The 23,847-nt window shown below is 50.5% G+C and carries 34 protein-coding genes and 1 pseudogene; 17 read left to right on the top strand and 18 right to left on the bottom strand.

Features of this window, described 5'->3' with window-relative positions; all coding sequences use genetic code 11:
- Positions 1-132: IS1 family transposase (locus tag ACNQ0W_RS20915; protein ID WP_048266670.1), on the bottom strand; the 132-nt coding region annotated here is incomplete at its 3' end.
- A gap of 135 nt (positions 133-267) precedes the next feature.
- Between ACNQ0W_RS20915 and umuD the strand changes: the two genes are divergently transcribed.
- The gene (gene umuD, locus ACNQ0W_RS20910; protein WP_006796638.1) at positions 268-699 is read left to right on the top strand and encodes a translesion error-prone DNA polymerase V autoproteolytic subunit; all 432 of its coding nucleotides are present in this window, start codon (positions 268-270) and stop codon (positions 697-699) included.
- On the top strand, positions 699-1,970 hold the full coding sequence (locus ACNQ0W_RS20905; RefSeq protein ID WP_049099995.1) for a Y-family DNA polymerase: 1,272 nt from the start codon (positions 699-701) through the stop codon (positions 1,968-1,970). The genes umuD and ACNQ0W_RS20905 overlap by 1 nt, the downstream gene beginning before the upstream one ends.
- 81 nt (positions 1,971-2,051) lie before the next feature.
- Here the strand turns inward: ACNQ0W_RS20905 and ACNQ0W_RS20900 are convergent, their stop codons facing one another.
- Entirely contained in the window at positions 2,052-3,026 is a 975-nt protein-coding gene (locus ACNQ0W_RS20900) for a ParB family protein (RefSeq protein ID WP_023302473.1), read from the bottom strand.
- Positions 3,026-4,231 carry an AAA family ATPase gene (locus tag ACNQ0W_RS20895; RefSeq protein ID WP_006797591.1) on the bottom strand — a complete coding sequence of 402 codons (1,206 nt, stop codon included), beginning with the start codon at positions 4,229-4,231 and terminating at the stop codon, positions 3,026-3,028. Before ACNQ0W_RS20895 ends, ACNQ0W_RS20900 begins: the two co-directional genes overlap by 1 nt.
- Positions 4,232-4,360: 129 nt before the next feature.
- Between ACNQ0W_RS20895 and ACNQ0W_RS20890 the strand changes: the two are divergent.
- Both ACNQ0W_RS20890 and ACNQ0W_RS20885 read left to right on the top strand, forming a co-directional pair.
- Positions 4,361-4,436 (top strand): annotated as a pseudogene (locus tag ACNQ0W_RS20890) (hypothetical protein); the annotation flags it as partial.
- Between the two features lie 131 nt (positions 4,437-4,567).
- Positions 4,568-5,134, top strand: a complete 567-nt coding sequence (locus ACNQ0W_RS20885) for a hypothetical protein (protein WP_257394761.1) — start codon at positions 4,568-4,570, stop codon at positions 5,132-5,134.
- A 383-nt stretch (positions 5,135-5,517) separates the two neighbouring features.
- Here ACNQ0W_RS20885 and ACNQ0W_RS20880 read toward each other — a convergent pair whose 3' ends face one another.
- From ACNQ0W_RS20880 to ACNQ0W_RS20830, 11 genes are all read right to left on the bottom strand, one after another.
- Complete coding sequence (locus tag ACNQ0W_RS20880; RefSeq protein ID WP_116330052.1) at positions 5,518-5,874, bottom strand: antiterminator Q family protein; 357 nt, start codon at positions 5,872-5,874, stop codon at positions 5,518-5,520.
- A gap of 14 nt (positions 5,875-5,888) precedes the next feature.
- A complete protein-coding gene (locus ACNQ0W_RS20875) occupies positions 5,889-6,878 on the bottom strand; it encodes a DUF968 domain-containing protein (protein ID WP_116330053.1) in 990 nt (329 codons plus the stop codon).
- Positions 6,875-7,264, bottom strand: a complete 390-nt coding sequence (locus tag ACNQ0W_RS20870; RefSeq protein WP_022650833.1) for a RusA family crossover junction endodeoxyribonuclease — start codon at positions 7,262-7,264, stop codon at positions 6,875-6,877. Before ACNQ0W_RS20870 ends, ACNQ0W_RS20875 begins: the two co-directional genes overlap by 4 nt.
- Positions 7,261-7,581: a LexA family transcriptional regulator gene (locus ACNQ0W_RS20865; RefSeq protein ID WP_116330054.1), complete on the bottom strand. Its 321-nt coding sequence runs from the start codon at positions 7,579-7,581 to the stop codon at positions 7,261-7,263. Before ACNQ0W_RS20865 ends, ACNQ0W_RS20870 begins: the two co-directional genes overlap by 4 nt.
- Positions 7,578-7,805 (bottom strand): hypothetical protein, encoded by a 228-nt coding sequence (locus ACNQ0W_RS20860; RefSeq protein WP_022650831.1) that lies wholly within the window; start codon positions 7,803-7,805, stop codon positions 7,578-7,580. Before ACNQ0W_RS20860 ends, ACNQ0W_RS20865 begins: the two co-directional genes overlap by 4 nt.
- On the bottom strand, positions 7,802-8,461 hold the full coding sequence (locus tag ACNQ0W_RS20855; protein ID WP_116330055.1) for an MT-A70 family methyltransferase: 660 nt from the start codon (positions 8,459-8,461) through the stop codon (positions 7,802-7,804). The genes ACNQ0W_RS20860 and ACNQ0W_RS20855 overlap by 4 nt, the downstream gene beginning before the upstream one ends.
- Positions 8,461-8,955, bottom strand: coding sequence for a hypothetical protein (locus ACNQ0W_RS20850; protein WP_116330056.1), 495 nt, complete (start codon positions 8,953-8,955; stop codon positions 8,461-8,463). Before ACNQ0W_RS20850 ends, ACNQ0W_RS20855 begins: the two co-directional genes overlap by 1 nt.
- Positions 8,952-9,842, bottom strand: a complete 891-nt coding sequence (locus ACNQ0W_RS20845) for a conserved phage C-terminal domain-containing protein (protein ID WP_116330057.1) — start codon at positions 9,840-9,842, stop codon at positions 8,952-8,954. Before ACNQ0W_RS20845 ends, ACNQ0W_RS20850 begins: the two co-directional genes overlap by 4 nt.
- Positions 9,832-10,011, bottom strand: a complete 180-nt coding sequence (locus ACNQ0W_RS20840) for a DUF4222 domain-containing protein (RefSeq protein ID WP_063945205.1) — start codon at positions 10,009-10,011, stop codon at positions 9,832-9,834. The genes ACNQ0W_RS20845 and ACNQ0W_RS20840 overlap by 11 nt, the downstream gene beginning before the upstream one ends.
- 240 nt (positions 10,012-10,251) lie before the next feature.
- Complete coding sequence (locus ACNQ0W_RS20835; protein WP_032634711.1) at positions 10,252-10,722, bottom strand: YmfL family putative regulatory protein; 471 nt, start codon at positions 10,720-10,722, stop codon at positions 10,252-10,254.
- 25 nt (positions 10,723-10,747) lie between these two features.
- Complete coding sequence (locus ACNQ0W_RS20830; RefSeq protein ID WP_116330059.1) at positions 10,748-10,972, bottom strand: helix-turn-helix transcriptional regulator; 225 nt, start codon at positions 10,970-10,972, stop codon at positions 10,748-10,750.
- Between the two features lie 107 nt (positions 10,973-11,079).
- Between ACNQ0W_RS20830 and ACNQ0W_RS20825 the strand changes: the two genes are divergently transcribed.
- A complete protein-coding gene (locus tag ACNQ0W_RS20825; protein ID WP_116330062.1) occupies positions 11,080-11,739 on the top strand; it encodes a LexA family protein in 660 nt (219 codons plus the stop codon).
- Between the two features lie 385 nt (positions 11,740-12,124).
- Here ACNQ0W_RS20825 and ACNQ0W_RS20820 read toward each other — a convergent pair whose 3' ends face one another.
- Both ACNQ0W_RS20820 and ACNQ0W_RS20815 read right to left on the bottom strand, forming a co-directional pair.
- Positions 12,125-12,325 (bottom strand): ECs_2282 family putative zinc-binding protein, encoded by a 201-nt coding sequence (locus tag ACNQ0W_RS20820; RefSeq protein WP_080394435.1) that lies wholly within the window; start codon positions 12,323-12,325, stop codon positions 12,125-12,127.
- Positions 12,326-12,713: 388 nt separating this feature from the next.
- Positions 12,714-13,172 carry a hypothetical protein gene (locus ACNQ0W_RS20815; protein ID WP_022648914.1) on the bottom strand — a complete coding sequence of 153 codons (459 nt, stop codon included), beginning with the start codon at positions 13,170-13,172 and terminating at the stop codon, positions 12,714-12,716.
- Positions 13,173-13,698: 526 nt separating this feature from the next.
- On the opposite strand from ACNQ0W_RS20815, the gene ACNQ0W_RS20810 reads away from it, so the two are divergent.
- From ACNQ0W_RS20810 to ACNQ0W_RS20770, 9 genes are all read left to right on the top strand, one after another.
- The gene (locus ACNQ0W_RS20810; RefSeq protein WP_116330060.1) at positions 13,699-14,019 is read left to right on the top strand and encodes a hypothetical protein; all 321 of its coding nucleotides are present in this window, start codon (positions 13,699-13,701) and stop codon (positions 14,017-14,019) included.
- A 102-nt stretch (positions 14,020-14,121) separates the two neighbouring features.
- On the top strand, positions 14,122-14,481 hold the full coding sequence (locus ACNQ0W_RS20805; protein WP_226866578.1) for a hypothetical protein: 360 nt from the start codon (positions 14,122-14,124) through the stop codon (positions 14,479-14,481).
- Positions 14,481-15,308, top strand: coding sequence for a hypothetical protein (locus ACNQ0W_RS20800; RefSeq protein ID WP_045617025.1), 828 nt, complete (start codon positions 14,481-14,483; stop codon positions 15,306-15,308). Before ACNQ0W_RS20805 ends, ACNQ0W_RS20800 begins: the two co-directional genes overlap by 1 nt.
- A complete protein-coding gene (locus ACNQ0W_RS20795; protein WP_417933251.1) occupies positions 15,305-16,078 on the top strand; it encodes a DUF551 domain-containing protein in 774 nt (257 codons plus the stop codon). The genes ACNQ0W_RS20800 and ACNQ0W_RS20795 overlap by 4 nt, the downstream gene beginning before the upstream one ends.
- Positions 16,075-16,212 (top strand): hypothetical protein, encoded by a 138-nt coding sequence (locus ACNQ0W_RS20790; protein ID WP_162875884.1) that lies wholly within the window; start codon positions 16,075-16,077, stop codon positions 16,210-16,212. Before ACNQ0W_RS20795 ends, ACNQ0W_RS20790 begins: the two co-directional genes overlap by 4 nt.
- A gap of 66 nt (positions 16,213-16,278) precedes the next feature.
- Positions 16,279-16,548, top strand: a complete 270-nt coding sequence (locus tag ACNQ0W_RS20785) for a hypothetical protein (protein WP_116330061.1) — start codon at positions 16,279-16,281, stop codon at positions 16,546-16,548.
- 32 nt (positions 16,549-16,580) lie between these two features.
- Positions 16,581-16,844: an excisionase gene (locus ACNQ0W_RS20780; RefSeq protein ID WP_022650818.1), complete on the top strand. Its 264-nt coding sequence runs from the start codon at positions 16,581-16,583 to the stop codon at positions 16,842-16,844.
- A complete protein-coding gene (locus ACNQ0W_RS20775) occupies positions 16,819-17,961 on the top strand; it encodes a phage integrase Arm DNA-binding domain-containing protein (RefSeq protein ID WP_006809195.1) in 1,143 nt (380 codons plus the stop codon). Before ACNQ0W_RS20780 ends, ACNQ0W_RS20775 begins: the two co-directional genes overlap by 26 nt.
- Before the next feature lie 219 nt (positions 17,962-18,180).
- A complete protein-coding gene (locus ACNQ0W_RS20770) occupies positions 18,181-18,681 on the top strand; it encodes a YbaK/prolyl-tRNA synthetase associated domain-containing protein (RefSeq protein WP_032653242.1) in 501 nt (166 codons plus the stop codon).
- A gap of 20 nt (positions 18,682-18,701) precedes the next feature.
- Here ACNQ0W_RS20770 and yoaI read toward each other — a convergent pair whose 3' ends face one another.
- On the bottom strand, positions 18,702-18,803 hold the full coding sequence (gene yoaI / locus ACNQ0W_RS20765; protein ID WP_017384693.1) for a small membrane protein YoaI: 102 nt from the start codon (positions 18,801-18,803) through the stop codon (positions 18,702-18,704).
- Positions 18,804-19,090: 287 nt separating this feature from the next.
- Between yoaI and ACNQ0W_RS20760 the strand changes: the two genes are divergently transcribed.
- The 3 genes from ACNQ0W_RS20760 (at position 19,091) to ACNQ0W_RS20750 (ending at position 23,027) form a co-directional block, all read left to right on the top strand.
- A complete protein-coding gene (locus ACNQ0W_RS20760) occupies positions 19,091-20,422 on the top strand; it encodes a glycoside-pentoside-hexuronide (GPH):cation symporter (RefSeq protein WP_045336308.1) in 1,332 nt (443 codons plus the stop codon).
- A gap of 15 nt (positions 20,423-20,437) precedes the next feature.
- Positions 20,438-22,474, top strand: a complete 2,037-nt coding sequence (locus tag ACNQ0W_RS20755; protein ID WP_062932508.1) for a TIM-barrel domain-containing protein — start codon at positions 20,438-20,440, stop codon at positions 22,472-22,474.
- Between the two features lie 106 nt (positions 22,475-22,580).
- A complete protein-coding gene (locus ACNQ0W_RS20750; RefSeq protein WP_003857881.1) occupies positions 22,581-23,027 on the top strand; it encodes a DUF441 domain-containing protein in 447 nt (148 codons plus the stop codon).
- On the opposite strand, the gene ACNQ0W_RS20745 is transcribed toward ACNQ0W_RS20750, so the two are convergent.
- Positions 23,011-23,802, bottom strand: coding sequence for an AraC family transcriptional regulator (locus ACNQ0W_RS20745; RefSeq protein ID WP_017384695.1), 792 nt, complete (start codon positions 23,800-23,802; stop codon positions 23,011-23,013). The genes ACNQ0W_RS20750 and ACNQ0W_RS20745 overlap by 17 nt on opposite strands.
- Positions 23,803-23,847 lie beyond the last annotated feature (45 nt).

Here is a 23,847-nt window from a genome sequence, read left to right as displayed (position 1 = left end):
AGTGAACTGTAGCTGCCATGTTTTACGGCAGTGAGAGCAGAGATAGCGCTGATGTCCGGCAGTACTTTTACCGTTACGCACCACGCCTTCAGTAGCTGAGCAGGAGGGACAACTGATGGAGATGGAAGCCACGGGAGCACCTCAAAAACACCATCGTACACTAAATCAGTAAGTTGGCACCATTACCCGGCAGGCGATCTGGATTATCGTCACGCTGTTAAATATACTGTATACATAACCAGTAAAATTAGAGTGTCAGGAGGAAAGATGAAGCTACAGCTTTTCAGCACCGGGAAAGAACACCCGCCACAGGCCCATCCATTGTTTGCCGATCTGGCCAGCTGCGGTTTTCCCAGCCCTGCCGCTGACTATGTCGAGTCCGATCTGGATCTCCATGATTACTGCATACGGCATCCGAGCGCGACGTACTACCTGCGTGCCAGCGGAGACAGCATGGCGGACGGTAGTCTGTACAATGGCGATCTGCTGGTTGTGGACAGTGCTGAAAAGCCGCGGCACGGCGATATCGTTGTCGCCAGCGTACAGGGGGAGTTTACGGTTAAACGGCTTCTGCTGACGCCTCGACTGACGCTGCAGCCCATGAATGCCTCCTGGTCGCCGATTTATCCTGACCCCGACGAGCTGGATATCTTTGGCGTCGTCACGCATATCATCCACCGCCCGAGGGAGATGTACTGATGTTTGCCCTGGCCGATGTGAACAGCTTCTATGCCAGCTGTGAACGTGTTTTCCGACCGGATTTGAAAGGAAAGCCGATAGTCGTCCTGAGCAACAACGACGGGAACGTAATCGCTCGCAGTGCCGAGGCGAAGCCCTGGATCAAAATGGGAACTCCGTGGTTTCAGATAAAAAACGAAAGGTACCCGGAAAAAATATATTCGTTTTCAAGTAATTATGAACTTTACGCCTCGATGTCCGCGCGCGTGATGAACTGCCTGGAGGAACTGGCCCACAGAGTGGAACAGTATTCAATTGATGAGATGTTCCTCGATTTGACCGGCGTGGAGCACTGTATGGAGCTTGAGGACTTCGGCCGGCAGCTGCGTCAGCACGTGTATGACTGTACCCACCTGACCATTGGCGTGGGCGCCGGACCAACGAAGACCCTTGCAAAATCAGCCCAGTGGGCCTCAAAAGAGTGGAAACAGCTTCGTGGCGTACTTGCTCTGACCAGGGGAAATCCGCAGAGAACGCGGAAACTGCTTTCACTGCAGCCGGTTAAAGAAATCTGGGGGGTGGGTAACCGTATTGCACGCAAGCTGAATGTGCTGGGCATTAAGACCGCGCTCGATCTCGCCCTGACGAACCCGGCCTTCATCCGCAAAAATTTTTCTGTGGTCCTTGAGCGAACGGTACGTGAACTGAACGGGGAAAGCTGCCTTTCGCTTGAGGAAGCCCCTCCGACGAAACAGCAAATTGTCTGCAGCCGCAGTTTTGGCGTGAAGATCACGGAGTACGAGTCACTCCGTCAGGCTATCTGTCAGCACGCAGAGCGGGCCTCTGAAAAGCTGCGTAAAGAGCACCAGTATTGCCGGCATATTTCCGTTTTCATCAAAACGTCTCCGTTCGCCGTTAAAGAACCTTACTACGGCAACGTGGCTACGGAAAAACTTCTTACACCCACTCAGGACACCAGGGACATCATTGCAGCCGCCACAACGGCTCTGGAGCGTATCTGGAGGGATGGACACCGGTATGCCAAAGCCGGAGTTATGCTGAATGACTTCACCGGCTCCGGCGTTTCGCAGCTGCAGCTGTTCGACGAACGCCCGCCACGCCCTCACAGTGCTGAGCTGATGAGGGTTCTGGACGGGATCAACAACTCAGGGCTGGGTAAAGTATGGTTTGCGGGGCGGGGTATTGCCCCGGAATGGCAAATGAAACGGGAGATGCTTTCTCCTGCTTATACGACACGATGGTCAGATATTCCTGCAGCGAAACTGGCGTAAAACTTTGGCGATTTCACCTTGAAATTCTCAGCCTAAACTGCCTAATTACAATAAGTTAGATGTGAAATCGCCATGGCGAAATTATTGACTCAAATTTCTGTCAAGGACCTCGTTGATAGCCTTGTCCAGTTCATCCTGAATCACTTTTGACATACGGCTAAACTCATAAGTCAGCGTACGCCCTTTCACACGCTTACGCGCGAACTTGTCCTTTTCTTCAAAAGACCAGAGTGGGGAAACCACTGACTTTTCCTTGGGAGATGGATCTATCAATGCCTGAGATGCCTGAGAAATCAGCTTCAGTATACTGGCTTTCTGTTCGTCTTCTGGTCGCTCGCCTTCACTCAAAATTGCATCGAGCTGAGCTGATACAGACTGAATGAGTTCTTCAGGCGTTAATCCCTTTTCACTGAGTTTTTCATTAACTTCTAAAAGAAGTTTATAGTCACTAAACGATAGCTCCGACTGAACCGGGAACAGAGAAATCAAGTCTTGCGGTACGGCCGCCGCCTGCAGCGCCCTGGTAACTTTAGCTTGAGATAACCCCTCCAGTTCAGCAATTTCCTTTTGATTAAATCCGGACTCTTTAAGAGCGATCAATCTCAGGCCAATCTCCCGAAGATTATGTTCTTTAGCTGTCTGGATATCTTTAGCCAGTTGGCGAGCTTCATCAGCTGATAAATGCTCTTCGGTAACCATTACATCAAGGCCTGAACGGACAAAAATTGCTGAGGCTCGCCGTCTTGAACCATCCAGTATCTCAATCCTTTCACTTTGCTTAATACCAATACAGGGAAAGAACTGCTGAAACTTAATCGTCTGGATAATGGATTTCAGGGACTCCCTGGTCAGTGCCAGTTGATCTCTTCCGTTGTTTTCCTGGTTTACGAAGGTCTTACTTTCAACTTCAGATGCAGGCACCCGAACAAACCGGAACGTTACCTTCCTGCCGGTTTTTAAGGTAAATACCTGGCTTCTACCGGTGTCCGTCATTTCCGCAATTGACGCCTGGGTATTTAACTGTCTGCCGATGGTTTTTCTTTTCTCATTCGACATCACATACCTCCGTTAGTACGAATGAACTCGATGCGATCAAAGACTGCCTTCGCAAAGTCTTCCGCTGCTGATTTTGCGCTTTTTAGTGCCTCTGTACTTCCATCATAGGTTGCTGGATTTGCTGAAATAACTGTGTCAAAAGTCTCCCCACAGCGTTCGAAACCATCCAGTCTCGGCAGAACCATGTCTAGCATATCGGCACCGAAAACCTCTTTGGCCTGACTATGGCAAATTTTGTGATCAGACTTGTTCAGGATCTTGGACATGAAGCCGACATTACCGATGAGATTGCAGGTGTGCCCATCCATTTCAATGGAATCTATGAGGGCAGGGAGGCTGGCCACAAACTTCAGGGAAGAATGAAAATCAACCGTAGCCGGTGGAAGAGGGGTCAACATCAGGTCTGCCGCCCCAATACAGTTTTTCAGGAACGCATCAAGGTGAGGACCACTATCAAGGAAAATAAAGTCGTAGTCATGCTGGAGCTTATCGATAATGTTATCTTTAAGCACAGCATGAATATTTTTCCCTGGAAGATGTTCTTCACACAATCCCTTCCAGCCTTCAGCAAGGAATGCATCGTCAATGGAAGCGGGGATTACATCAACACCAGGGATAATAGACGGTACTATAAAATCGGAAAGTAATTCTTCACGAGACACGTTCTGGAGCATGGCCTGAGCAGCCGTATTTTCAACCAGGCCCACTGAATTTTCATGGCTCAGGAACATTGTCAGAGATGCCTGCGGATCGAAATCGATGGCCAGAATACGTAGGTCTTCGAACAGAAGCTGAGGATGAGCTCGAAAAGCATGTGATAATGAAGCGGTAGAAACTGTCTTGGAACCACCACCTTTAAGATTACATACAAAAATCGTAAAGGCTTTATCAAAGCGATCCCTGTACTTGGGTACTTTACGGTGGTTATACAGATCGATGACATTCTGAATCGTCATCGCGTATTTCATCGTATTACCAGAAGGTTTCTTTTTGAAAATGTAGCCACCGGCTTCCATTTCGGCCACAGCATACTCAACACTGCCTTTACTGAGCTTAGGCAGCTTATACAGAGCGGCTTTGCTGTATTCCTGATAGAACTCGGTAAGCTTCAATTCCTCTTTTTGCTGGCGGATACTCTCGCTCAAAGATGTCAGAAGCTTACCTGCACGTGTAGCAACTTTCCGTAACTGCTCAATATTGTTCATTTATCACCTCATGACGTTTTTTGTCATTTTGAACAAAAAGAGTCATGTTGCAAGCAAAAAATCATATTGTTTTGATTTCGCTCTCAACAGGAGGGGGGAGAAGTTCGACGGGCGTGCCACTCAATCACAGTGCCGCAACACGCAGACGCACTTATGACCATCACACAACAAGTCGTACAAAAGGGTATAGAGAAAGGTATCAGCGCTCGCCGCAGCCATGTAACCGAGCGTAGCGAGCGAACTGGCGAGGAAGCGAAGAGGAACCGTTCCGGCAGATAGCTCTTACGCTCAGCACAAGAAGAGTTTTCCATCCTCTGTGGGAAACAGGTCAACTTTATGGACGCTCAGGACTATGGGAAACAGGTCAACTTCGCGGACGGCCCGGACTATGGGAAACAGGTCAACTTCACGGACGGCCCGGACTATGGGAAACAGGTCAACTTCACGGATGACCGGGAGTGTGGGAAACAAGTCAACTCCGCGGACGGCCCGGACTGTGGGAAACAGGTCAACTTTGCAGACGGCCCGGACTGTGGGAAACAGGTCAACTTTGCAGACGTCCGGGACTGGGGGAAACAGGTCAACTTTGCAGACGTCCGGGACTGTGGGAAACAGGTCAACTCCGCGGACGGCCAGGACTGTGGGAAACAGGTCAACTTTGCAGACGTCCGGGACTGTGGGAAACAGGTCAACTCCGCGGACGGCCAGGACTGTGGGAAACAGGTCAACTCCGCGGACGGCCAGGACTGTGGAAAACAGGTCAACTTTACAGACATCCGGGACTGTGGGAAACAGGTCAACTACGCGGACAGCCGGGATTGCGGGAAACAGGTCAAGTTAGGCAAGCACTATGGGAAATACAGCAATTTTAGTATATATCATCTAATCAGACTAAAGCACTGACTATTCCTGGTGCGCTTATAGCAGCAGGCGGTTTGGTTAAAGCTAATGAAACCACTGAGGCTATTTTAATAGTAACTGGTCTTTGGATGATAAAAAAAGTAAATTATATATCCATTGAGATATTTAATGAAACCTTCGATAACTTGCGTTCGCGAGTGGAATCTGCTTTCGATAAGTATCTGAAATTTGAAGAAAACAAAGAAATTAAGGATAATGCAGACAGTATAAAAAGTAGTATTATAGGTCTTATCGACAAAGCTATAAAAAGGATGAAAACTGTTAAATATCTCGCATCTGCCATGTTCTATGGAGGTCTTATCTATGTTGGATATAAACAGTTCCCATCCTTTTTTGAAAAATTGACAACGAACACATTCTATTTTTTATGTCACACTGTCAGTAATAATTGCTAGACATCCTTCAACAAACCCCAAAGCTGTCTGAAGTTCTTTACGAACAGTTCCATCACAACATTTTCTTTTTTTCGCAATCGTCCTCAGCGAGATCCCTAACACAAAGTGAGCGATTATCAGTTCGTATTCTTCAGGTTTGTATTTCTTCAATCTAGCAACACAACCATCAATCATAATCCCTTCATCGTCGTCACATTGCAGACGTGACTTCTTACCGTGCGGCAGCAACCCCTTAAAACCAGCTGCGATAGGTTGCCAGTCGACTCCACTACTATCAGCAACGGCCCAAGCTCCCCAGAGGTCCATAATTTCATACATATCGCGCATTTTTTCTCCACTGTTCATGCTAATACGCCGATTGCCAGCGCACGATCTAAAAATCGAAACAGCAGCGTTAACTGGTCGCCGTATTTCGCTTCAAATGCCACGGGATCAGCGTGTAACTCGTCGTGATGCGCTCTGCACAGCGGTATCACAAACAGGTCATGCGCCTTAGTACCCATTCCACCCTGCCCGTGGCCTATCAGGTGGTGGGGGTCGTCTGCCGGGTTATTACAGCAACAGCACTGCTGCGACGTCACCCAGCGGGTGTATTTCTCGTTTTCCCAGCGTCGGCGCTTTGGCCTCAGCATGAAAGATTCCGGAGTTTCAGGATCAACCTTCACCACCACTATCTTTTTTGCCTTCTCCTGAAAGATTTGCGTAGCCGGTAATGACGGGACAATGTCGCTTTCCCTCATCACCGAACTGTGTTGTTCTGGCTTGATTCTGAGTGCTTTACTCGCCACCGATTCAGGAACAAGGTCAGCCAGATCATTACGTACCATCCACCAGCAGAACTCAGGAAGCGAAAGAGTGTGGTCAGTGCTGAAACCTAAATCAATATTTACCCTTTCCAGCAGCCATTTTACCAGGTTCTGCATGGCAATTCCTGCCAGTCTTTCAGTGGTTTGCTCACGTAAATGGTTATCACATGACCAGCAAAGACGAATGCTCCCTGGAGCGTGGCGCATTACCGTAAAGTCACTGGCATGCCAGTCAGTGTGAGGCCACTGACATTCAAATTTTCTCTCCAGCCAGGCATCAAGGCTACTCAATCCACCAGCTCGCTGAATGACCCTTTCGTTAACGAAAATAGCCTGCATGTTGGCATCGTCAGTCAGGGGCTGGTGGGCTTCAGGGATTAATCCCGATGGCAGATGCTGTATGGCTTCGGATGGTGGCTCAATAACTACCCTTCCCTGACGGAATAACCAGAGCAGTTCTGTACCAGGGCGGAACAGAACCACCCCGGACATTGGCGCAATTTCAGGCGTCAGTATGGCTCTCACCCAATTCCCCCCATTGTTGGTTGATGCCTAGTTATCGATATTTCTACCCTTCCGCCATGCACTTTAGGTCCCCACTCCACCAGCATTCTCTGCACCTGGCTGTCATCCTCCCAAATGCCTGCGTGCGTGAGCGCGTCAAACAACGCCTTGTTGTAGTTGTCGATGTCGCGGCGGCGGGCATCTGGCGGAAAGAGAAGGATCTCCACCGCAGCTGGTGATGATGATGGTTTTGGAAGGCAACGCAGTTGCTCAATGATCGCTGCACATGCCGCGCTCTGGTATGCCCTGCCCTTCTCGCTGATAAGATGGCGGCCTTTTAACGGCCCCTTGTTCGGGGCTCGCCAGTATGTGTTTACGCTCGGTGGGAACGGGAGCACCAGTTTCATAACGTCACTCCCTGTTTTTTCAGCCAATCCACAGCGTTATCTCTGGCCTTTTCTCCACCGGATAGCAGGTCTTTGATGATCGTCACTGGATCTGCATCCCATTCCGTTTTGACGACGGTAATGCCCCTGGCTGCGCCAGGAGCAACAGTGATGTAACCCTTTTTCTTAAGTGACTTCACGTGCGCTACAGCAGCGTTCGGTGATGCGCAGCCAATTAATCCGGCAAGCTCCAGCATCGTAGGTGGGAAGCCAGCCTTTTCGATATGAACCTTGATAGCTTCGAACACTTCATTCTGACGCGGCGTTAATTCGATCATGACTCGACTCCATAACGCCCGTTTAGGCGTCCGATTACGCTGTTGAACATCACCAGGCTAACTCCCATAGGTTTAACCTTCTCGTGGTACTCCTTCAGGATCGGAGGCACTACGACATTCCAGCTTGGCTTTGGCTTCTGCTTTAGGGCTTTTTTGATGGCATCGTTGCATTGACGGGCTACATCACGCACAGCGTTCTCATGCTCGGTAGATAGCTTTTTCATGCGGCGCGCTCCTGTTGTTTTTTCATGGGAACGGCAACTGCCGGTATAAGCTCAACGGCTGGTGATTCAGATTGATTTCCCCAGTGGTCCCAGCCAGGCGCACCGCAACGGCTGAATAGTTCGATGCGCGGGACGTCACCATAAAGTTTTTCCAGACGGAAACGCGCCTCTGCTGGCTTCTGGCTGTGCTTACCGAGTGGACTGTAGATAACCTGCTTGATGCTGGCGCACTTGCGTTCAAGTCCATTTCCCCTGGTGGCGATCAACAGGTCTTCGGTATTGGCTCGGGTGTAGTTTCCGCCGTTCATGCGTGTCTGTGCGTTCAGCAGGTCGAGGAAGTCGTAAAAATCTTCCACACGGCCTGCCTGAAGTGCTTTGTTGATATGCTGCTCTGCCAGTGGGTTGAACTTTACCCAGGTAAAGCCCTTCATCGTGCGGACCTTAAAGCCCCACGCTTCAGCCAGTTCGATAGCTTCGCGGGTGTGGGTTCCGGTAAACCACATAGCCAGAACTGCATCATCGGCAGCCAGGTCCCAAACCGGCAAGCGCTTCATGTCGATAAGCTTCATCGTGCCGTAATGGTTATTTGCAGCGCCATTGCTGATGGTGTTCCCGTATTCCCGCACAGGGTCGGCATAAATCAGTGAATATTTCATCAGACATTCCTCGCTCGGCCAGCCAGACACCATGCATCAGAGGGTGCTTTAACTTTCGGCGCCATGCTCAGGCAACGCTGACGCTCAATCAGTATCTTCATCCGCTGCTCTTCGTTCTTAGTAAGATTGAAGGCATCCATCAGAACGGTGGCCGCACGGTGGTAGAGACCTTTTTCAAACAGGCCTTGAGCCTTATCCATCATTGTGGTCACAGCCGGATTCAGACCTTCTTCCTGCTCTGGTACAGCTGGTTTATCAGCCCGGTTGATTTTCAGTGCAGAACGCCCCTCGCCAACCTCCCCGCCCGGTGCTTTGGCAAAATACTGGTAGCACTTGCCGTTATGCTGGCGGGTTGCGCGATTCAGTTTGACCAGATGGCATACACCGCGCTGAACAGCATGAACGTCGTACTGTGGCATTGATGCCGCAATCTCTTTGTTCGTTAAGCCAGGGTTAGTGGCGATGAAAATCTGAATGTCTTTCAAGAGGCTCATGGCTTAGCTCCTCTGAAACCTGCTGGGATTGCTTTATCTGGCCCGCCGAAGGTAAGGGAGTTTTTCTTACGTGCTGCATCCCAATCTTCGCGTTGTGGTCTGCCCTTCGCATCCCAGCGAGTTGCAATCTGTAGGTAGCCTGGGAAGTTTCCGGGGGAGAACAAAGTTTTTGGACGCATGTACTGGTAATCCTTCAGTCCTTTCCAGTGCTCGTGCTTGTAATCGACCACCAGCATGAGTTCTTCAGAAGTGAAGCCCTCGCGAAGTCTTGCGCGGATGTTATCCAGCGACGCAGAGCAATTCTGGAAACGAGAACAGCTCACCTGGTTGAGATGTTTCAGTACCAGTCTGGAATTGTCAGTCAGCAAAACTTCAGGGTCAGTCTTCTTGCCAGTACTCTCATCGTCGGGTTGCGGGGCAACCTGACAAGAAGGTTTTATATCTGATGGATCAGTAGTTGATTTTACTGACGGATCCCCACCAGATTCTGACGGGTGAAAACTGCCGTCATTGCTGTTTTTCGACGCATCGAATTTTGACGGGTCGGATTTTGATGCATCAGATTTTGACGCGTCAGATTCTGACAGGTGAGAAAAGGCAGCTGCCTGTAATTTCGAAACATTGAGCTGGTAAACATTCGAAGCATTGCGGTTGCCTTTACGACGCTGCTGGCGGGTTAACCAACCGTCTTTTTCCAACTGAGAAATAGCTGTGCGTACCGTGCTCTCACCAGCACCAATCTGGCGCGCGATGGTAGCAATAGAAGGCCAGCTAACCCCTTCATCACTGCTGAAGTCTGCCAGACGCGCCATGATGGCAACGCTGGACAGCTTCATGCCTGAAGAAGCGCAAGCGTCCCAAACGTAACCTGTTAATTTAGTGCTCATGGTCGTCCTTTAACTCTGTAAATTTACGCTGGAATTGCTCAAGAGGGCTGAAGCACTCATGATCGTACCCTTCGCGAAGGTATATAACGCGTCGAGTCTCGGGCTCCCACCTGATGACGTGGACGGTGATGCCTCTGTGGTCTCTGAATCGCCGGTCAACTTCAGCCATTCCTCACGCCCCTTCTCGTTCATCAGTGCAAATGCCTCTACCATCGCGTTCTCAGGCTGGTAGTTGTTCTGATCCGCCTGGTTGTTTAATCTCTCCACATAGCCGAACGGGGAATCTTTTCCCACCAGTGGAAGGCATCTGAATTGCTTCGCTGGTCTCAATCGGTTTAAACTGTTCATGCGTTAGTTTCTCCACTGAATACGACACGCCACGACGCCCGGAGCTGCACACTCGCGGGCGTCACTTCTTTTGGCTTTTCTTACGGCTAAACAGCGCGACAATCGCGCGGATCTCTTCTTCACGCGCTGCCAGATGACGGCGGTGATATTCATTGATTTCTTCAGCTTCATGACGTTCGATTACTCCATCTTCGAGAGCTCTCTGGATCACGGTATCAACACGTCCACGCGCTGCTGACGTTCTCATGGCACGATCAAACAGGTCGACACGATCAAGGTCTTCAAGTTGAGGAACGTCCACCAGCAGCGCGCCACGGCGACGGGCAAAGTAATCCGCCAGGAGGGACGTATTCGAGATATCTTCCATGGCCTCCAGCTCGTTCACTTCGAAGAAGCGGCAGCCGTTCTTCTCGTACAGGTTGTTGTTGAACTGTGTTACTGACATACCAAGAGCACCGGCCATAGCCTCACGACCTCCTGGATACGCTTTGCACATCGCTTTAACTACTTCTTTCAGACTTGGCTCTACCATATTGATTTTCCTTTGGTAGTTATGTTTACACCGCAGTTTCACTAGACTTCAGCGGTGGGAAAACATCATCGATACTCACTTCCGCGCCGAAATCATTAAGGGCAGAAACGATTGCACGGCACTGATCGATGTTCATTTTCCTTTTGCTGTTTTCGTAATGACAAACAGCCCCTTTTGTTACACCAAGTGCGCGTGCTAGGTGCCCTTGTGTAATGCCCAGATTTGTTCTGATAGCTCGTAGATTATTCATTTGACTCTCCCGTTAACAGGATGAATATACATTTTGTATCTTAAATCTACAAGATGAATATACGTTTTGTGACTCGATTTAAGGTATACAAGTTGTATTATTTTGGTATGACTATGAAATGGTACGACCTCGCTAAATCCCTGATGAAATCTCAGGGAATTACTCAAGAGCAGCTGGCAGAACATCTTGGTATAACTAAAGGTGCAGTAAGCCATTGGCTGAATGCACGCCGTGAACCTAGCCTGGGGGAGATCGCACAAATCCTAGAGTTTTTAGGAAAAAAACATTTCTCCGTTGGCGCGGGAGGTCTAATAGTTGATGAGACCCTCAAAGGGGATGTTGAGTACGTTGGGCCATATAAGGCTGGTAAAAAGTATCCGGTTTTGAGTAGCGTTAAAGCTGGGGCGTGGGGAGAAGCTGTTGAAGCTTATACCTTGAAAGATATCGATCTATGGCTTGAGTCCGATGCACATATTCAGGGAGAGGCATTCTGGCTAGAAGTTGAAGGAGATTCTATGACAGCGCCAGTTGGACTGAGTATACCTGAGGGCACTTTTGTCTTATTTGACACAGGAAGAGACCCTATAAACGGCAGCTTGGTGATTGCAAAACTTTCAGATACAAATGAAGCTACATTCAAAAAGTTAATCATTGATGGTGGTCAAAAATATTTAAAAGGGCTTAATCCTCAATGGCCACTTATGCCAATCAACGGCAACTGTCGAATCATCGGCGTAGCAGTTGAAACCAAGTTACGGCTTCTCTAAAAATTTTTTTATACCCAGCTTCCAGGCTGGGCTCTAAAATCTTACTGCACTACATATCTTAAGCCTTAAGCGCAATTCTTTTCATCAATCCTTCCGTTAAGAAACAAATACATAATGTTAACGCCGATTTTTTGTATACAAATTGTATTGACCATAATGAATACGTTTTGTATATTTCAATCATCAGCAGCGAACATTGTGGGTAGCAAGTATGAGCACAAGCGCAAACAGAAAGACGATTAAGTTGCCAGCCGGCGAGACCTTTGCGCCTATTAGCAATAAGTGTAAGAGCTGTGGCTATGTCGAATTGACGCTGCATGTAGATTGCAGCGCCTTGAAAGCTCAAACGCAGGTTGTTGAGGCGGTCAGCAAGCGTTACTTGCCATTAATCGAAAAGGTTCCTGGTGAGATTGTCGAAGTAATCATTGGCAAGCTGATCATCGAACTGAGAGCTCTCGTCTTCAGTTACAACGTGACCACAATTTCCACAGACAGCTCCCGCAAAACTGTCAGAACCTTCAGGTATCGCGGTGCTATCGAAGAGTTCGCTACTGCATTCTGGGCAAGAGAACTTAACTTCGTCCATTTGTAATATCCTTCTTGGTTGTGTGAGAACTCCAAGAATACCACTGAGCCTGATGTGGTGAAAAGACAGGCAGCAGTTGCAGTACGGCATATGGCACATGTGCCGCAGCGGTCCGGGGATTCCTTGCAAGACATATCCAGATCCAGCGGGTAGCCGGAATGTGCAAGCCAGGCAAGCACGACGGCCAGAGACGTTTCACCAGCGTGGCGATCAGGTGTGACACCTCGGAAGAGACGAGGATGCATTCAGAAAATAAAAAAGCGCCCATAGGACGCTTTGCTCTTTAACAATCTGGATATCCCTAACCCTGCGGGCGGGGACTTGGTTGGACAGGTGGCCGTGGTTGTGTTGGCTTATGTCCACCAGCTCTTTCAATCATCTTGAAATCCTATACTGGAAGATCTCCCCCAAGCCTCGCGAGAAAAGCCTCTTTGCTAGTGAGAGCACGGGAATTGTCAATGCGACCAAGCACTATTGAAGCGCGTTTATGCGCGGCTGGTTTAAGCGATCCCCATGGCTCCGAATCGGAATCCTGCAAAAGTTTAAAGCGGGACAACAATTCCTCATTCGATAGTGCAGGCTCATCTGTGATCAATGCCAGGTATTTTCTTGCATGCTCTGCCGCAACACCTGACGCCCGGGAGAACTGAAATACAACCTGGCAGATCGACAACGCAGCTATCAATGCGCCGACAATAAAATAGCCAGTCACGGAAACAAATACGCCGCACCCGGACAAAATAATTATGAACGTAATTATTCGGTCAATCCGCCCTGTAAGGGTGGCAAACATCTTTTCCAGATAGTGCGAATAATGAATATCAAAAATTATATCGTCGCGGTTCATGCGGTACCTCAGTCTTCGTCGTTGGGTTTTGGTGGCTCAGGTCTCTTAAAAGGAGACATGTGCCGCTCTTCATAATCTGAATAATTTTTCATTGAAAAGTACTCATGTGGTTGCTGGGGATATCCAGATTAACTGAACTCTGGTTGTTGGGGAATAGCCAGATCCACCGAGCCTGATGTGGTGAAAAGACAGGCAAAGTTTTGATTGCTGTGTGTAGTCTTGGCGGTCGGCAGTTTTGAATGTCCTTAATGTCGACCGCCCCTTTTACACAACTGAAAGCGCGTTCAGCGTTCAACTTGAGAGGCCGTAGTCGTTAAATCAACTCAGGAGAACGCGCTCTCAATTGTGGAGAAGTAACGTGTCGACATTGCAGTGTCGATTGTGGCTGCCAGCCTCAAGCATCCTCAGGGTGCTTGGTGATGGTAATAACGCCATCTCAACCAACAGGAGACGATGAGCCTGTTCTGGTTGGATTGGAAAAATGTTATTTGCCCGCTCAGCGGCGGGCGCTTTTTCTGGAGGTAGCATGTCTGCAAATGATTTGGCTGTTAAATATGGTACTTATCAGCCCGAAAATTTACTGGTCATCCTTCCACTTGAAGAAGCGTCAGACATTATTCGTGAAAGTCTTCGCGCTGAGGTTCGCCACGAGCTGGAATATGAATACGATGACCGTATTTCTTCTGCTGAAGAAGAGGCATCTGATTGGGAATCACGGGCAGACAATTACGAATGCGATGCGATTAGTTTTGCCAGAGCGATAGAGAAAGCCTTGCTTGCACCAACCTTGGATGAAGCAAAAATTATTCTCGAACGCGTTCGTTCTGATAATCGCGAATATTTTTAATACCTAATGAATAATTACGAATTTGGCAGCATTCAAGTGCCGGGATTCGTGCAACCAAAATTCAGCGCTGTGCAGAGCGCGTATAACACGGAGAAACTATCCATGACGAACACACAGAACGTCACCGAGTTACAACCACGTATGACCCGGGAGCAGCTGATCGACGCAGCGCGTAAGGCCGCCCCTCTTCTTCCGCCAGCTTATCGCGGAATTATGACCGAACTGGCTAACCGCCTGGACTATACCAGCGTCGCGCTTTGTGAAGCGATGGCTCAGCGTAAGGAACTGGCTGCCCAGAACGCTACCCTGCGTGAAGATGTCGCAAGCTGGGCCAAAGAGTGTGACCGCATTGTTGAACGCCACACGAAGAGCAGAACCAATATGCATTTACTTGAAGCCCAGCGAGAGCTGCGTGAGTTGTCTACCGTCGTCATTTCCCAAAATAACGAGGTGGCTCTCTAATGGCTAACTCATTCAAGCAAATGACCCGTGACGGGACCATCAAGCGTACCGATACCGGGATGTTTATCAGCCTTGACCAAATCCATGTGCGGGAAGGTTTCAACAAACGCGAAGATGATGAGCGTACCCGCCAGGCAGATGATGACCTCTTCAACTTTCTGATGAATGGTGGCTCCGTTCCCCCGCTGGAGGTTATCGCCCGTGATGAAGGTGGAGTGTGGGTTGTTGAAGGCCACCGTCGGCGTCGCTGCTATGCGCGCTGTGCAGAAGCTGGTAAGCCAGTAGACCGCATCCATATCATGCCGTTCAACGGTAACGATGTTCAGCGCCTGGCGCGCATCATGACCAGTAACAACCAGCTCCCGCTATCTGATATGGAACAGGCAGCTGTTATTCAGGAGCTTCATAACGCCTTCAACCAGACCACCAGCGAGATTGCAAAACTGGTCAACAAGTCTGTCCCTACTGTCGAAAAACTTCTGCTTCTTAGCACAGCCAATCACGACGTTCAGAAAGAAGTTAAGTCCGGAGCCGTGTCTGTAGATGTGGCCGTAGACAGAGTAAAAGAGTTTGGCGAAAAGGCCGGTGAGGTGCTTCAGAAGGATAAAGCTTCTGCTGCTGCCAAAGGTAAGAAGAAAGTTACCCGCAGCGTTATAGCGCCAGAAATTAGCGTTAAGAAAGCGCGTCGCCTTGTAGAGCTGATCAGCCTGGCGGGTATAAGCGACACAGGTGTTATCTATCTCGAAGGATTGGTCCATGCAGAAGTCGTGGAGATTATCGACGAGCACAAAGCTATCGCCGTTCAGCGTCATGGAGAAGCATCATGAGCACACTTACCAAAGAATGGCTCCAGCAGACAATCGCGGAGCTTGAAGAAGAGCGCGATGCGACGCCAGGCGCAGTAAACGAAGATGTGGCCATGGCGCTTGCTGCGATGAAGTTAGCGCTGGCATCGCTGGAAGCTAAAGATAAGATTCCGGAACTGCGTCAGGTTATTTATCATTTCCGCGATTGGAATGAAGGTTTTCCGGTTGAGCGGTTCAAGGCCGACTACGTAATTAGTTGGATGTTGGCAAATTATCCTCCAGCTCAGCCAACGGCGGTATCTGTGCCTGATGGATACAGGTTGCAGCCAATTTCTGAATATGACGCAATGTGCGCCGCCATGCTTCAGGGTGCTGAACCTGTAACGACGACTTACACGTTGCCAGCCAATACGCCATGCAAGGATGCGCCAGAGCATATTTGGCTTCAGACTGCTGGAGTATGGCCTGAGAACGGCGAGTTCAGCGAATTAACGTGGTGCAGCGACAATCAGCACCAGGACGACACGCTTTATGTTCGCGCTGACGTTGTGACTGGCAACTCTCCGGTGATTCCGGATGGTTGGGTGTCTTGCAGTGAGCGGATGCCGGAAGACGAGCAGGAAGTAATTGTTCAGAACAAGATGGGATACCGTTATGTATCTTACTTCGATGAGCATTCCGGACTGTTTTTTGACATGCGTGGCGGTAATCAAATGAACTGCATTGAGCACATATTTGTTACCCACTGGATGCCAATGCCAGCAGCACCGCAGCAGGAGGTGAAGCCGTGAGTAAATCCGAAGCGCTGAAATACGCAATGATAATTGGCTTTGGTGTGGCCGCAGGGATTCACCTTTACGTGGCATGGGCATCCATGCTTGAGATTGCCTGGGGTGCAGTGAAAGGGGTGTTTAACCATGCCTAACCCATTCGACGCAGTAATGTTCGTGCTTCTGGCAATCGGCGCACTTCAGCAAATGGGGTGGCTGCCATGGTGAGCAAACTCAAACAGCGGCGCCTGCGCCGCCTTAAATCCGACGTGGCATGGTGGCGCGAAGAGGCAGAGGATTGCCGCTCCCGCCTGCTGGAGCTTGCCGGTGAAATCGACAGGCTCAAAAAGCTGGTTATCCTCGTTCCTATGCCAGTACTTATTTCAAAGGAGATAGCCAACCAGCTTTATAACAACGAAACGAAAAGATGTCGTACCTGCAATGATGGCCTCCGTGGTGGGTGCTCATCATGCATTTTCTATAAAAGATAGCCGGGTGCAGCCGGTAAAGTGGAGAGAAACGCATGGGGCAGTTAGTAACACTTCATGAGTGGGCATCTGGTCCTAATGGATTCAAATATCCATTAAGCAACTCAGCATTAAACAAAATAGCAAAGACCAAACAGACTTATCCGCCAGCCTTAAAGCAAGGTCGACGCTGGGTAATAGATGAAGATGCTCGTTTTGTTGGCATGGTTGGCAGTGTTGATATTTCGTCATCATTATCAGACAAGGCCCGCCAGTTAGTGGAGAAAGCAATAAATGGCAGCTCGCCCCAGAAAACATAATGTCAAAATACCCAACCTTTACTGTAAGTTAGATAAACGTACTTCAAAAATTTATTGGCAATATCGCCACCCTGTAACAGGTTCATTTATTGGATTCGGAACAGATGATGAAGCGGCAAAAGCTGCTGCAATCGAGATGAACCGTATAACAGCAGAACAAGAAACTCAGCAATCTTATGCTCTGATTGATATGGCAATGAAGAGCTCAGGGAAAAAGGATCAAGGTATACGTGTTTCTGAGTGGATTAAAAAATACATCGAAATTCAGATGGAAAGGTTGCGTGACGGTGAGATAAAAAACCCTACTGTAAAATCCAGACGATTATGTTCTCAGATTCTCGCAGATAGAGTGCCAAACCTTCGCCTGAAGGATGTTGATACAAGACTCATTGCAAAAATTATTGATGAATATAAGGCAGAGGGAAAGCACAGAATGGGCCAACTGATAAGAAGCGTACTAAACGACGTGTTCAAAGAGGCGCAGCATGCTGGCGAGGTTGATCCTGGCTACAACCCAGCCTTAGCTGTAAAAAATCCAATAGCCAAAGTGAAACGAAGCAGACTTAGCATTGAACAATGGAAGTTGATTTTTGAAAGCGCAGGCTCTTTGCCGCCTTGCGCTCAAAATTCTATGCTTTTAGCTTTAGTAACCGGGCAAAGGATAGGTGACATAGTCGAGATGAAGTTTAGTGACATTTGGGATAATCACCTTCATGTTACCCAAAATAAAACCGGAATGAAGTTAGCTATTCCTTTAAATTTAAGGTGCGATGCAATCGGGTTGACTCTGGCTGATGTTATTAGTAAGTGTCGCGATAGAGTAGTGAGTCCTTATCTGATCCACCATGTTAAGCATCACGCCTACGGTAAAGCGGGATCTCACGTTCCCGAAAAAACAATTTCAAGATATTTTAAGGAGGCAAGAGATAAAGCAAATATTACCTGGCCTAAGGATTGCACTGCCCTCCCGCCGTTTCATGAACAGCGCTCGCTTTCATCAAGAACATACAAAGCTCAGGGTATAGATGTCAAAACTCTTTTAGGGCATAAAACCGAAGCAATGAGCGTAATGTATGGAGATGACCGTGGTCTAGAATGGAAAAAAGTTGTGATTTAGACAGGGAGTTTTGGGGAATTATTTTGGGGATGTTTTGGGGAAGGATTTATATTATTTAAATTCAGGCACTTACATTTTAGCGAATTACTCCAGAAGCAGTCGTCCACCAGCAACGCATGACCCAACAGCCAGCGCGCCCGCTGGCTGTTTTCTTTCAGCCCTCTCCGTCCCGTGCTAATGTAGCAAGCTACGTATTGGCAAATCACAGGTGAAATCGTTATGTCTGATGACGTGACCGGGACGACGACCCATCAGCAGCTAATCAGCTTATTAACCGAGCAGGAGGCGCGCTTTCGTGTGGTGGCGCATGAGGCCGTTGGGAAATGCGAAGCGGTCAGTGAAATTCGCGGGACCGATCTCCGACAGGGTGCAAAAGCACTGGTCTGCAAGGTAAAAGGCAACGGCGTTAAGAAACATATTCTGGCAATCCTCGCCGCCGATCGACAGGCCGATCTGAGTCTGCTGGCCAGCCATTTCGGTGGGCTAAAGGCCTCGCTCGCCAGTCCGGCTGAAGTGGATGCGCTTACCGGCTGCGTTTTTGGCGCCATTCCCCCCTTCAGCTTTCATCCGGATCTGACGCTGGTCGCCGATCCGCTGCTGTTTGAGCGCTTCGACGAGATCGCGTTTAACGCCGGCCTGCTGGAAAAATCGGTGATTATGGATACCCAGGACTATCTGCGTATCGCCCGTCCTGAACTGGTGACGTTCCGTAAACAGTAAATACAGCGGCTGGCTAACGGTCAGCCGTTTTCCAGCAGCAGCACGGAAGCAATCAAAATAATCGCGATGATAAAAAACGATGAGGAGATAATCAGCGTTTCGACAAACATAGGATCGTTCATGATGCCCTCTGCTTTGCCCGTTTGCCTCTTTTTTACCCCCGCACAATGACAGTTAAATGACAATGACGCGTCCGCGAAATAACTATTTTTCCGCTGAAACGATTCGCTGTTAACTATCCTTCCCCCATATAAAGTCACTGTTTAAATACTTTATTTGTTACCGGTATCACGAAAAGAAATTTACGTAACCCCGATGCCAGATCTCGCAATTGTTAACCTTTTCATCCTGGTTAACCCTGTTTACGGAGCACCTCATAAATAAACCTTACAATGGCAAGGTGAATACAATGACCGAAATAATTACCCGTAAAGAAAAAATCAGTTATGGGTTAGGCGATATGGCGAGCCATATTGGGCTGGATAACGTCATTATTTTTCTGACGTTTTACTATACGGACGTGGTGGGGCTACCTGCCGCATTCGTGGGCACCATGTTTCTTCTGGCGAGAACCGCCGATGCCATAATAGACCCGGCGATGGGCTATATCGCAGACAGGACGCGCACGCGCTGGGGCAAATTCCGCCCCTGGATGCTGTGGCTGGCGCTGCCCTTTGGCGCAAGTTGTCTGCTCACCTACGCCGTGCCGGCGTCGCTCGATCTGCACGGTAAAATGATTTTCGCCACCGTCAGCTATACCCTGATGATGCTGATGTATACCGCAATCAATATTCCCTATTGCTCCATGGGCGCGGTGATTACGCCCGACAACGATGCGCGAATTTCCCTCCAGTCCTATCGCTTTTTCCTGGCCACGCTGGGTGGCGCGCTGTCGACATTCTTTATGATGCCGCTGGCAGAGTTTTTAGGCGGCGATGATAAATTACTGGGCTACCGCTGGGCGATGGCCATTATGGCGACCATCGCGGTCGTCATGTTCTGGATCTGCTTCGCCAATACGCGTGAACGTATTAAGGCTCCCGCCACCCACAATAATTATCTTGCGGAACTGCGGGATTTATTACGAAACGACCAATGGCGGGTTGTCGCCGTCCTGGTATTAACCAACATTGGTTTTGGCGTTATTCGCCTTGGCGCAATGATGTATTTCGTCACTTATTATCTCGGTAGCGCGAGCTATTTTATGTGGATGCTCGGGGCGCATATTCTCGGGAAAGCCGCAGGCAGCGCGCTGGCCAAACGTCTGACGCAGAACGTCAGCAAAGTGCAGATGTTTGGATACTGTTCCGTACTGGCGGGGGTACTCAGCATCGCCCTGTTCTTTGCGCCTAAGTCAGTGCTTATTCTGGTGCCCATGACGTTTATCGTCTCCACCCTTTACCAGGCCACCACCACGCTGATGTGGGTAATGATGGCGGACGTCGCCGATTACGGCGAATGGAAACAGGGGAAACGCATGGACGGCGTGATCTTCTCCACCTTCCTCGCCGTACTCAAGCTGGGAATGGCGATCAGCGGCGCGATTGTTGGCTGGACGCTGGGCTTAAGCGGCTATGTTGCCAATGCCCCGGAACAGACCACCACGGCCATGTACTGCATCATCGCCCTCTTCACCGTCGTGCCTGGCGTCTTGTCACTCTGCGCGTTTGCCACGCTGCGCTGGTACAAGCTCGACGACAGCACAATGCAATCCATCCATCTTGCCAAACACCCTGTTTAGAAGGACGCGTTATCCATGAGTGAGCTGATCCAACATTCCAACAGCATCGAATGGCGTTTTGAACGCCAGATCCTGCGTATTGAACCGTGGGGGGAAAACAGCCTGCGCGTCAGGGCTACCTGCTCCCCGGCTTTTGATGACGCTTTACAGGCACTGTTGCCCGCCGCCCCTTGCCAGGCTGAGATTGTCGCCGAAGCGGAAAGCCTGACGCTGCGCAACGGCAATATTACCGCGACGCTGAACCTTAAAGGTCAGCTGGCCTTCTACAATCAGCGCGGCGAACTGCTGCTGGAAGAGATGTGGCGCCAGCGTTCAACGGTGGGTATCGGTGCCAGCGAGAAGAGCCAGGATAAATATGTCAGCGCCCTGAAGCTGGATGGCCGCGAATTTAAGCCGCTAATGGGTGGGAAATATCAGCTCACCGTCCGGTTTGAATCGCGTCCGGATGAACGCATCTATGGCATGGGTCAGTATCAACAGCCGTGGCTGGATCTGAAAGGCTGTACGCTGGAACTGGCGCAGCGCAACTCCCAGGCCAGCGTGCCCTTTATGCAGTCCAGCCTTGGCTATGGCCTGCTGTGGAACAACCCGGCGATTGGTGAAGCCAGCTTTGCAAAAAATCAGACGGAATGGCGCGCCCGCGTGACGGGAGAAATGGACTACTGGATCACCGCCGCCGACACGGTGGCGGATATCACCCGCCAGTATGTGAAAGCCACCGGTACTCCGCCCTCCGCCCCGGCGTTTATCAGCGGGCTGTGGCAGTGCAAATTACGCTACCGCACCCAGCAGGAGGTGCTGGAGGTTGCGCGGGAGTATCGCCGCCGTAATCTGCCGCTATCGGTGATGGTCATCGACTTTTTCCACTGGCCGAATCAGGGCACCTGGTGCTTCGACCCCGTAGACTGGCCCGATCCTGAAGGGATGGTCGACGAGTTGCGCGAAATGGGTATTGCGCTGATGGTGTCGGTGTGGCCAACGGTAGAGGCGCGCAGCCCTCTCTACCCGCTGATGAAAGCCAAAGGCTGGCTGGTAAGCAGTGAACGTGGCGTACAGGTCAACCTCGATTTTATGGGCAATACCACCTTCTTTGATGCGACCCATCCTGAGGCGCGGAAATTCGTCTGGGATACGGTGAAGAAAAATTACTACGACATGGGCATTAAGCTGTTCTGGCTGGACGAAGCGGAACCGGAATACCGAGCCTATGATTTTGACAACTATCGCTACCACGCCGGTCCGGTGCTGGAAGTGGGCAATCGCTACCCGCGTGACTTTGCGCAGGGCTTTTACGATGGGCTTCAGGCAAACGGCGAAACCGACATTGTTAACCTGGTACGCTGCGCCTGGGCAGGCAGCCAGCGCTTCGGCGTGCTGGCGTGGTCGGGTGATGTCCACTCCTCGTTCCATGCTTTTCGCAATCAACTCGCCGCGGGACTGAATATGGGGCTGGCGGGGATCCCATGGTGGACGACCGATATCGGTGGCTTCCAGGGAGGGAACGTTAACGACCAGGCGTTCCACGAATTGCTGATCCGTTGGTTCCAGTGGGCGGTATTTACACCGGTTCTGCGCATGCACGGCTATCGCGAACCGCAGATCCAGCCCCCGGAGCGCTACCGTGACGGCATTCTTCAGTGTAACAGCGGTTCGCCTAATGAGCTGTGGAGTTACGGAGAAGAGAATTACGCCATCATGCAGCACTGGCTTACCGTGCGCGAAACCCTGCGCCCGTATGTTGACGCGTTGTACCAGCAGGCTCATCTGCACGGAGACCCGCTCATACGTCCACTGTTCTGGCACTATCCGCAGGATAAGCAGAGCTGGGCGTGTGAAGATCAGTATCTGTTTGGCGAAGATCTGCTGGTGGCGCCGGTTATGCAGGCCGGTCAGCGTGAGCGCGATGTCTGGCTGCCGACGGGCAATAGCTGGGTCGCCCTTAACGGTGAGCGCTACGCCGGTGGGGAGCATATCCGGGTGCCTGCGGCGCTGGAAACCATCCCGGTATTTATCCGCGAAGGGAGTCCGCTTATCCAGCAGCTGGTGGACTGACGTCAGGCAAGTGCCCAAAAATAGACAATTTTTTCAGTAAAGCCTGCCTGCCGTCGCGTTTGCGCGTAAAGTAAGCAAGCTTACTATTTTTGGCAAGGATCTCCTCATGTTCGACCCTACACTGCTCATACTTCTGGCCCTGGCTGCTCTGGGTTTTGTCAGCCACAACACCACCGTTGCGATTTCCATTCTGGTCCTGATCATCGTTCGCGTCACACCGTTGAATACCTTCTTCCCGTGGATAGAAAAACAGGGGCTTACCATCGGGATCATTATTTTGACCATCGGCGTAATGGCCCCGATTGCCAGCGGAACGCTACCGGCCTCAACGCTGCTGCACTCCTTTGTAAACTGGAAATCGCTGGTGGCGATTGCGGTGGGCGTTTTTGTCTCGTGGCTTGGCGGGCGCGGCGTGACGCTGATGAGCAGCCAGCCTTCGCTGGTGGCCGGGCTGCTGGTGGGCACCGTGTTAGGCGTGGCGCTGTTTCGTGGCGTGCCGGTTGGCCCGCTGATTGCTGCCGGTCTGGTTTCGCTGTTTATCGGGAAGTCGTAGTCAGGCTGGCGATATAGCGGGCGGGCGTCTGTCCCAGTCCTTTCTTAAACATGGTGATGAAGGCGGTGGTGGAGTCATACCCCAGCGCCTGCGCCGCCTGCTGAACCGACTTTCCGCCGATCAAAAACTGCAATGCGACAATCAGCTGGAGCTGGTGCCGCCAGCGGCGAAAGCTTAAGCCGGTCTCTTTCACCACCAGCCGCGCCAGATTGCGCTCGCTCATGGCAAAGTGGCTTGCCCACTGCGCCAGCGTCTGCCAGGCGGCAGGTTCGTTTGCCATGGTCTCGCTCATCAGGCGAATTTTTGGATGCGGAGATACCGGCAGCTGTAGATGCTCCTGCGGTTGCAGGGGCAGTTCATCAAACAGGACGTCAACCAGCCTTCCGGTAGCGGGAAGAGGCAGTTCCTCCCGTGACCTGTCCGCAAGCGCCAGCACCAGCTCCCGCACCAGGGGCGATATTTTCAGCGTACAGGTACGCGTCGGCAATTCGAGCGCACCGGGTTCAATAAATAACAGGCAGAGCTGCGCGCCGGGCGTCGCCTTGTTGCTGTGCGGCGTTTGTCCCGGGATCCACACCGCGTACTGGGGCGGCACCATCAGCATCGCGTTCTCCACTTCACAGGTGATCGCGCCCCCCAGCGCCATAATCAGCTGCCCTTTGCGGTGCTGATGCAGCGGAATATATTGTTCCTGTGCCACCACGCGGATGCGAAAGGCCACCGCCGCGTCGTGCTGGCTATCGGGATCGTAGCCGTCGAGCCCCAGTCCGTACATAAAGTTGTCCGATATTAGCGATAAACTGTCATTTTAGCATGATTT

The sequence above is a fragment of the Enterobacter cloacae complex sp. 6730903 genome (genome assembly GCF_048283985.1).
GTDB classification, from domain to species: Bacteria; Pseudomonadota; Gammaproteobacteria; order Enterobacterales; family Enterobacteriaceae; genus Enterobacter; species Enterobacter hormaechei_C.
Note: the sequence above shows the minus strand (reverse complement) of the source record. Positions and strands in the feature narration are given on the sequence as shown.

Excerpts from the sequence above, each read along its gene's own strand:
- umuD (WP_006796638.1), top strand. The coding sequence starts at position 268 with ATGAAGCTACAGCTTTTCAGCACCGGGAAAGAACACCCGCCACAGGCC.
- ACNQ0W_RS20905 (WP_049099995.1), top strand. The coding sequence starts at position 699 with ATGTTTGCCCTGGCCGATGTGAACAGCTTCTATGCCAGCTGTGAACGT.
- ACNQ0W_RS20900 (WP_023302473.1), bottom strand. The coding sequence starts at position 3,026 with ATGTCGAATGAGAAAAGAAAAACCATCGGCAGACAGTTAAATACCCAG.
- ACNQ0W_RS20895 (WP_006797591.1), bottom strand. The coding sequence starts at position 4,231 with ATGAACAATATTGAGCAGTTACGGAAAGTTGCTACACGTGCAGGTAAG.
- ACNQ0W_RS20885 (WP_257394761.1), top strand. The coding sequence starts at position 4,568 with ATGGACGCTCAGGACTATGGGAAACAGGTCAACTTCGCGGACGGCCCG.
- ACNQ0W_RS20880 (WP_116330052.1), bottom strand. The coding sequence starts at position 5,874 with ATGCGCGATATGTATGAAATTATGGACCTCTGGGGAGCTTGGGCCGTT.
- ACNQ0W_RS20870 (WP_022650833.1), bottom strand. The coding sequence starts at position 7,264 with ATGAAACTGGTGCTCCCGTTCCCACCGAGCGTAAACACATACTGGCGA.
- ACNQ0W_RS20865 (WP_116330054.1), bottom strand. The coding sequence starts at position 7,581 with ATGATCGAATTAACGCCGCGTCAGAATGAAGTGTTCGAAGCTATCAAG.
- ACNQ0W_RS20860 (WP_022650831.1), bottom strand. The coding sequence starts at position 7,805 with ATGAAAAAGCTATCTACCGAGCATGAGAACGCTGTGCGTGATGTAGCC.
- ACNQ0W_RS20855 (WP_116330055.1), bottom strand. The coding sequence starts at position 8,461 with ATGAAATATTCACTGATTTATGCCGACCCTGTGCGGGAATACGGGAAC.
- ACNQ0W_RS20850 (WP_116330056.1), bottom strand. The coding sequence starts at position 8,955 with ATGAGCCTCTTGAAAGACATTCAGATTTTCATCGCCACTAACCCTGGC.
- ACNQ0W_RS20845 (WP_116330057.1), bottom strand. The coding sequence starts at position 9,842 with ATGAGCACTAAATTAACAGGTTACGTTTGGGACGCTTGCGCTTCTTCA.
- ACNQ0W_RS20840 (WP_063945205.1), bottom strand. The coding sequence starts at position 10,011 with ATGGCTGAAGTTGACCGGCGATTCAGAGACCACAGAGGCATCACCGTC.
- ACNQ0W_RS20835 (WP_032634711.1), bottom strand. The coding sequence starts at position 10,722 with ATGGTAGAGCCAAGTCTGAAAGAAGTAGTTAAAGCGATGTGCAAAGCG.
- ACNQ0W_RS20830 (WP_116330059.1), bottom strand. The coding sequence starts at position 10,972 with ATGAATAATCTACGAGCTATCAGAACAAATCTGGGCATTACACAAGGG.
- ACNQ0W_RS20825 (WP_116330062.1), top strand. The coding sequence starts at position 11,080 with ATGACTATGAAATGGTACGACCTCGCTAAATCCCTGATGAAATCTCAG.
- ACNQ0W_RS20820 (WP_080394435.1), bottom strand. The coding sequence starts at position 12,325 with ATGGACGAAGTTAAGTTCTCTTGCCCAGAATGCAGTAGCGAACTCTTC.
- ACNQ0W_RS20815 (WP_022648914.1), bottom strand. The coding sequence starts at position 13,172 with ATGAACCGCGACGATATAATTTTTGATATTCATTATTCGCACTATCTG.
- ACNQ0W_RS20810 (WP_116330060.1), top strand. The coding sequence starts at position 13,699 with ATGTCTGCAAATGATTTGGCTGTTAAATATGGTACTTATCAGCCCGAA.
- ACNQ0W_RS20805 (WP_226866578.1), top strand. The coding sequence starts at position 14,122 with ATGACGAACACACAGAACGTCACCGAGTTACAACCACGTATGACCCGG.
- ACNQ0W_RS20800 (WP_045617025.1), top strand. The coding sequence starts at position 14,481 with ATGGCTAACTCATTCAAGCAAATGACCCGTGACGGGACCATCAAGCGT.
- ACNQ0W_RS20795 (WP_417933251.1), top strand. The coding sequence starts at position 15,305 with ATGAGCACACTTACCAAAGAATGGCTCCAGCAGACAATCGCGGAGCTT.
- ACNQ0W_RS20785 (WP_116330061.1), top strand. The coding sequence starts at position 16,279 with ATGGTGAGCAAACTCAAACAGCGGCGCCTGCGCCGCCTTAAATCCGAC.
- ACNQ0W_RS20780 (WP_022650818.1), top strand. The coding sequence starts at position 16,581 with ATGGGGCAGTTAGTAACACTTCATGAGTGGGCATCTGGTCCTAATGGA.
- ACNQ0W_RS20775 (WP_006809195.1), top strand. The coding sequence starts at position 16,819 with ATGGCAGCTCGCCCCAGAAAACATAATGTCAAAATACCCAACCTTTAC.
- ACNQ0W_RS20770 (WP_032653242.1), top strand. The coding sequence starts at position 18,181 with ATGTCTGATGACGTGACCGGGACGACGACCCATCAGCAGCTAATCAGC.
- yoaI (WP_017384693.1), bottom strand. The coding sequence starts at position 18,803 with ATGAACGATCCTATGTTTGTCGAAACGCTGATTATCTCCTCATCGTTT.
- ACNQ0W_RS20760 (WP_045336308.1), top strand. The coding sequence starts at position 19,091 with ATGACCGAAATAATTACCCGTAAAGAAAAAATCAGTTATGGGTTAGGC.
- ACNQ0W_RS20755 (WP_062932508.1), top strand. The coding sequence starts at position 20,438 with ATGAGTGAGCTGATCCAACATTCCAACAGCATCGAATGGCGTTTTGAA.
- ACNQ0W_RS20750 (WP_003857881.1), top strand. The coding sequence starts at position 22,581 with ATGTTCGACCCTACACTGCTCATACTTCTGGCCCTGGCTGCTCTGGGT.
- ACNQ0W_RS20745 (WP_017384695.1), bottom strand. The coding sequence starts at position 23,802 with ATGTACGGACTGGGGCTCGACGGCTACGATCCCGATAGCCAGCACGAC.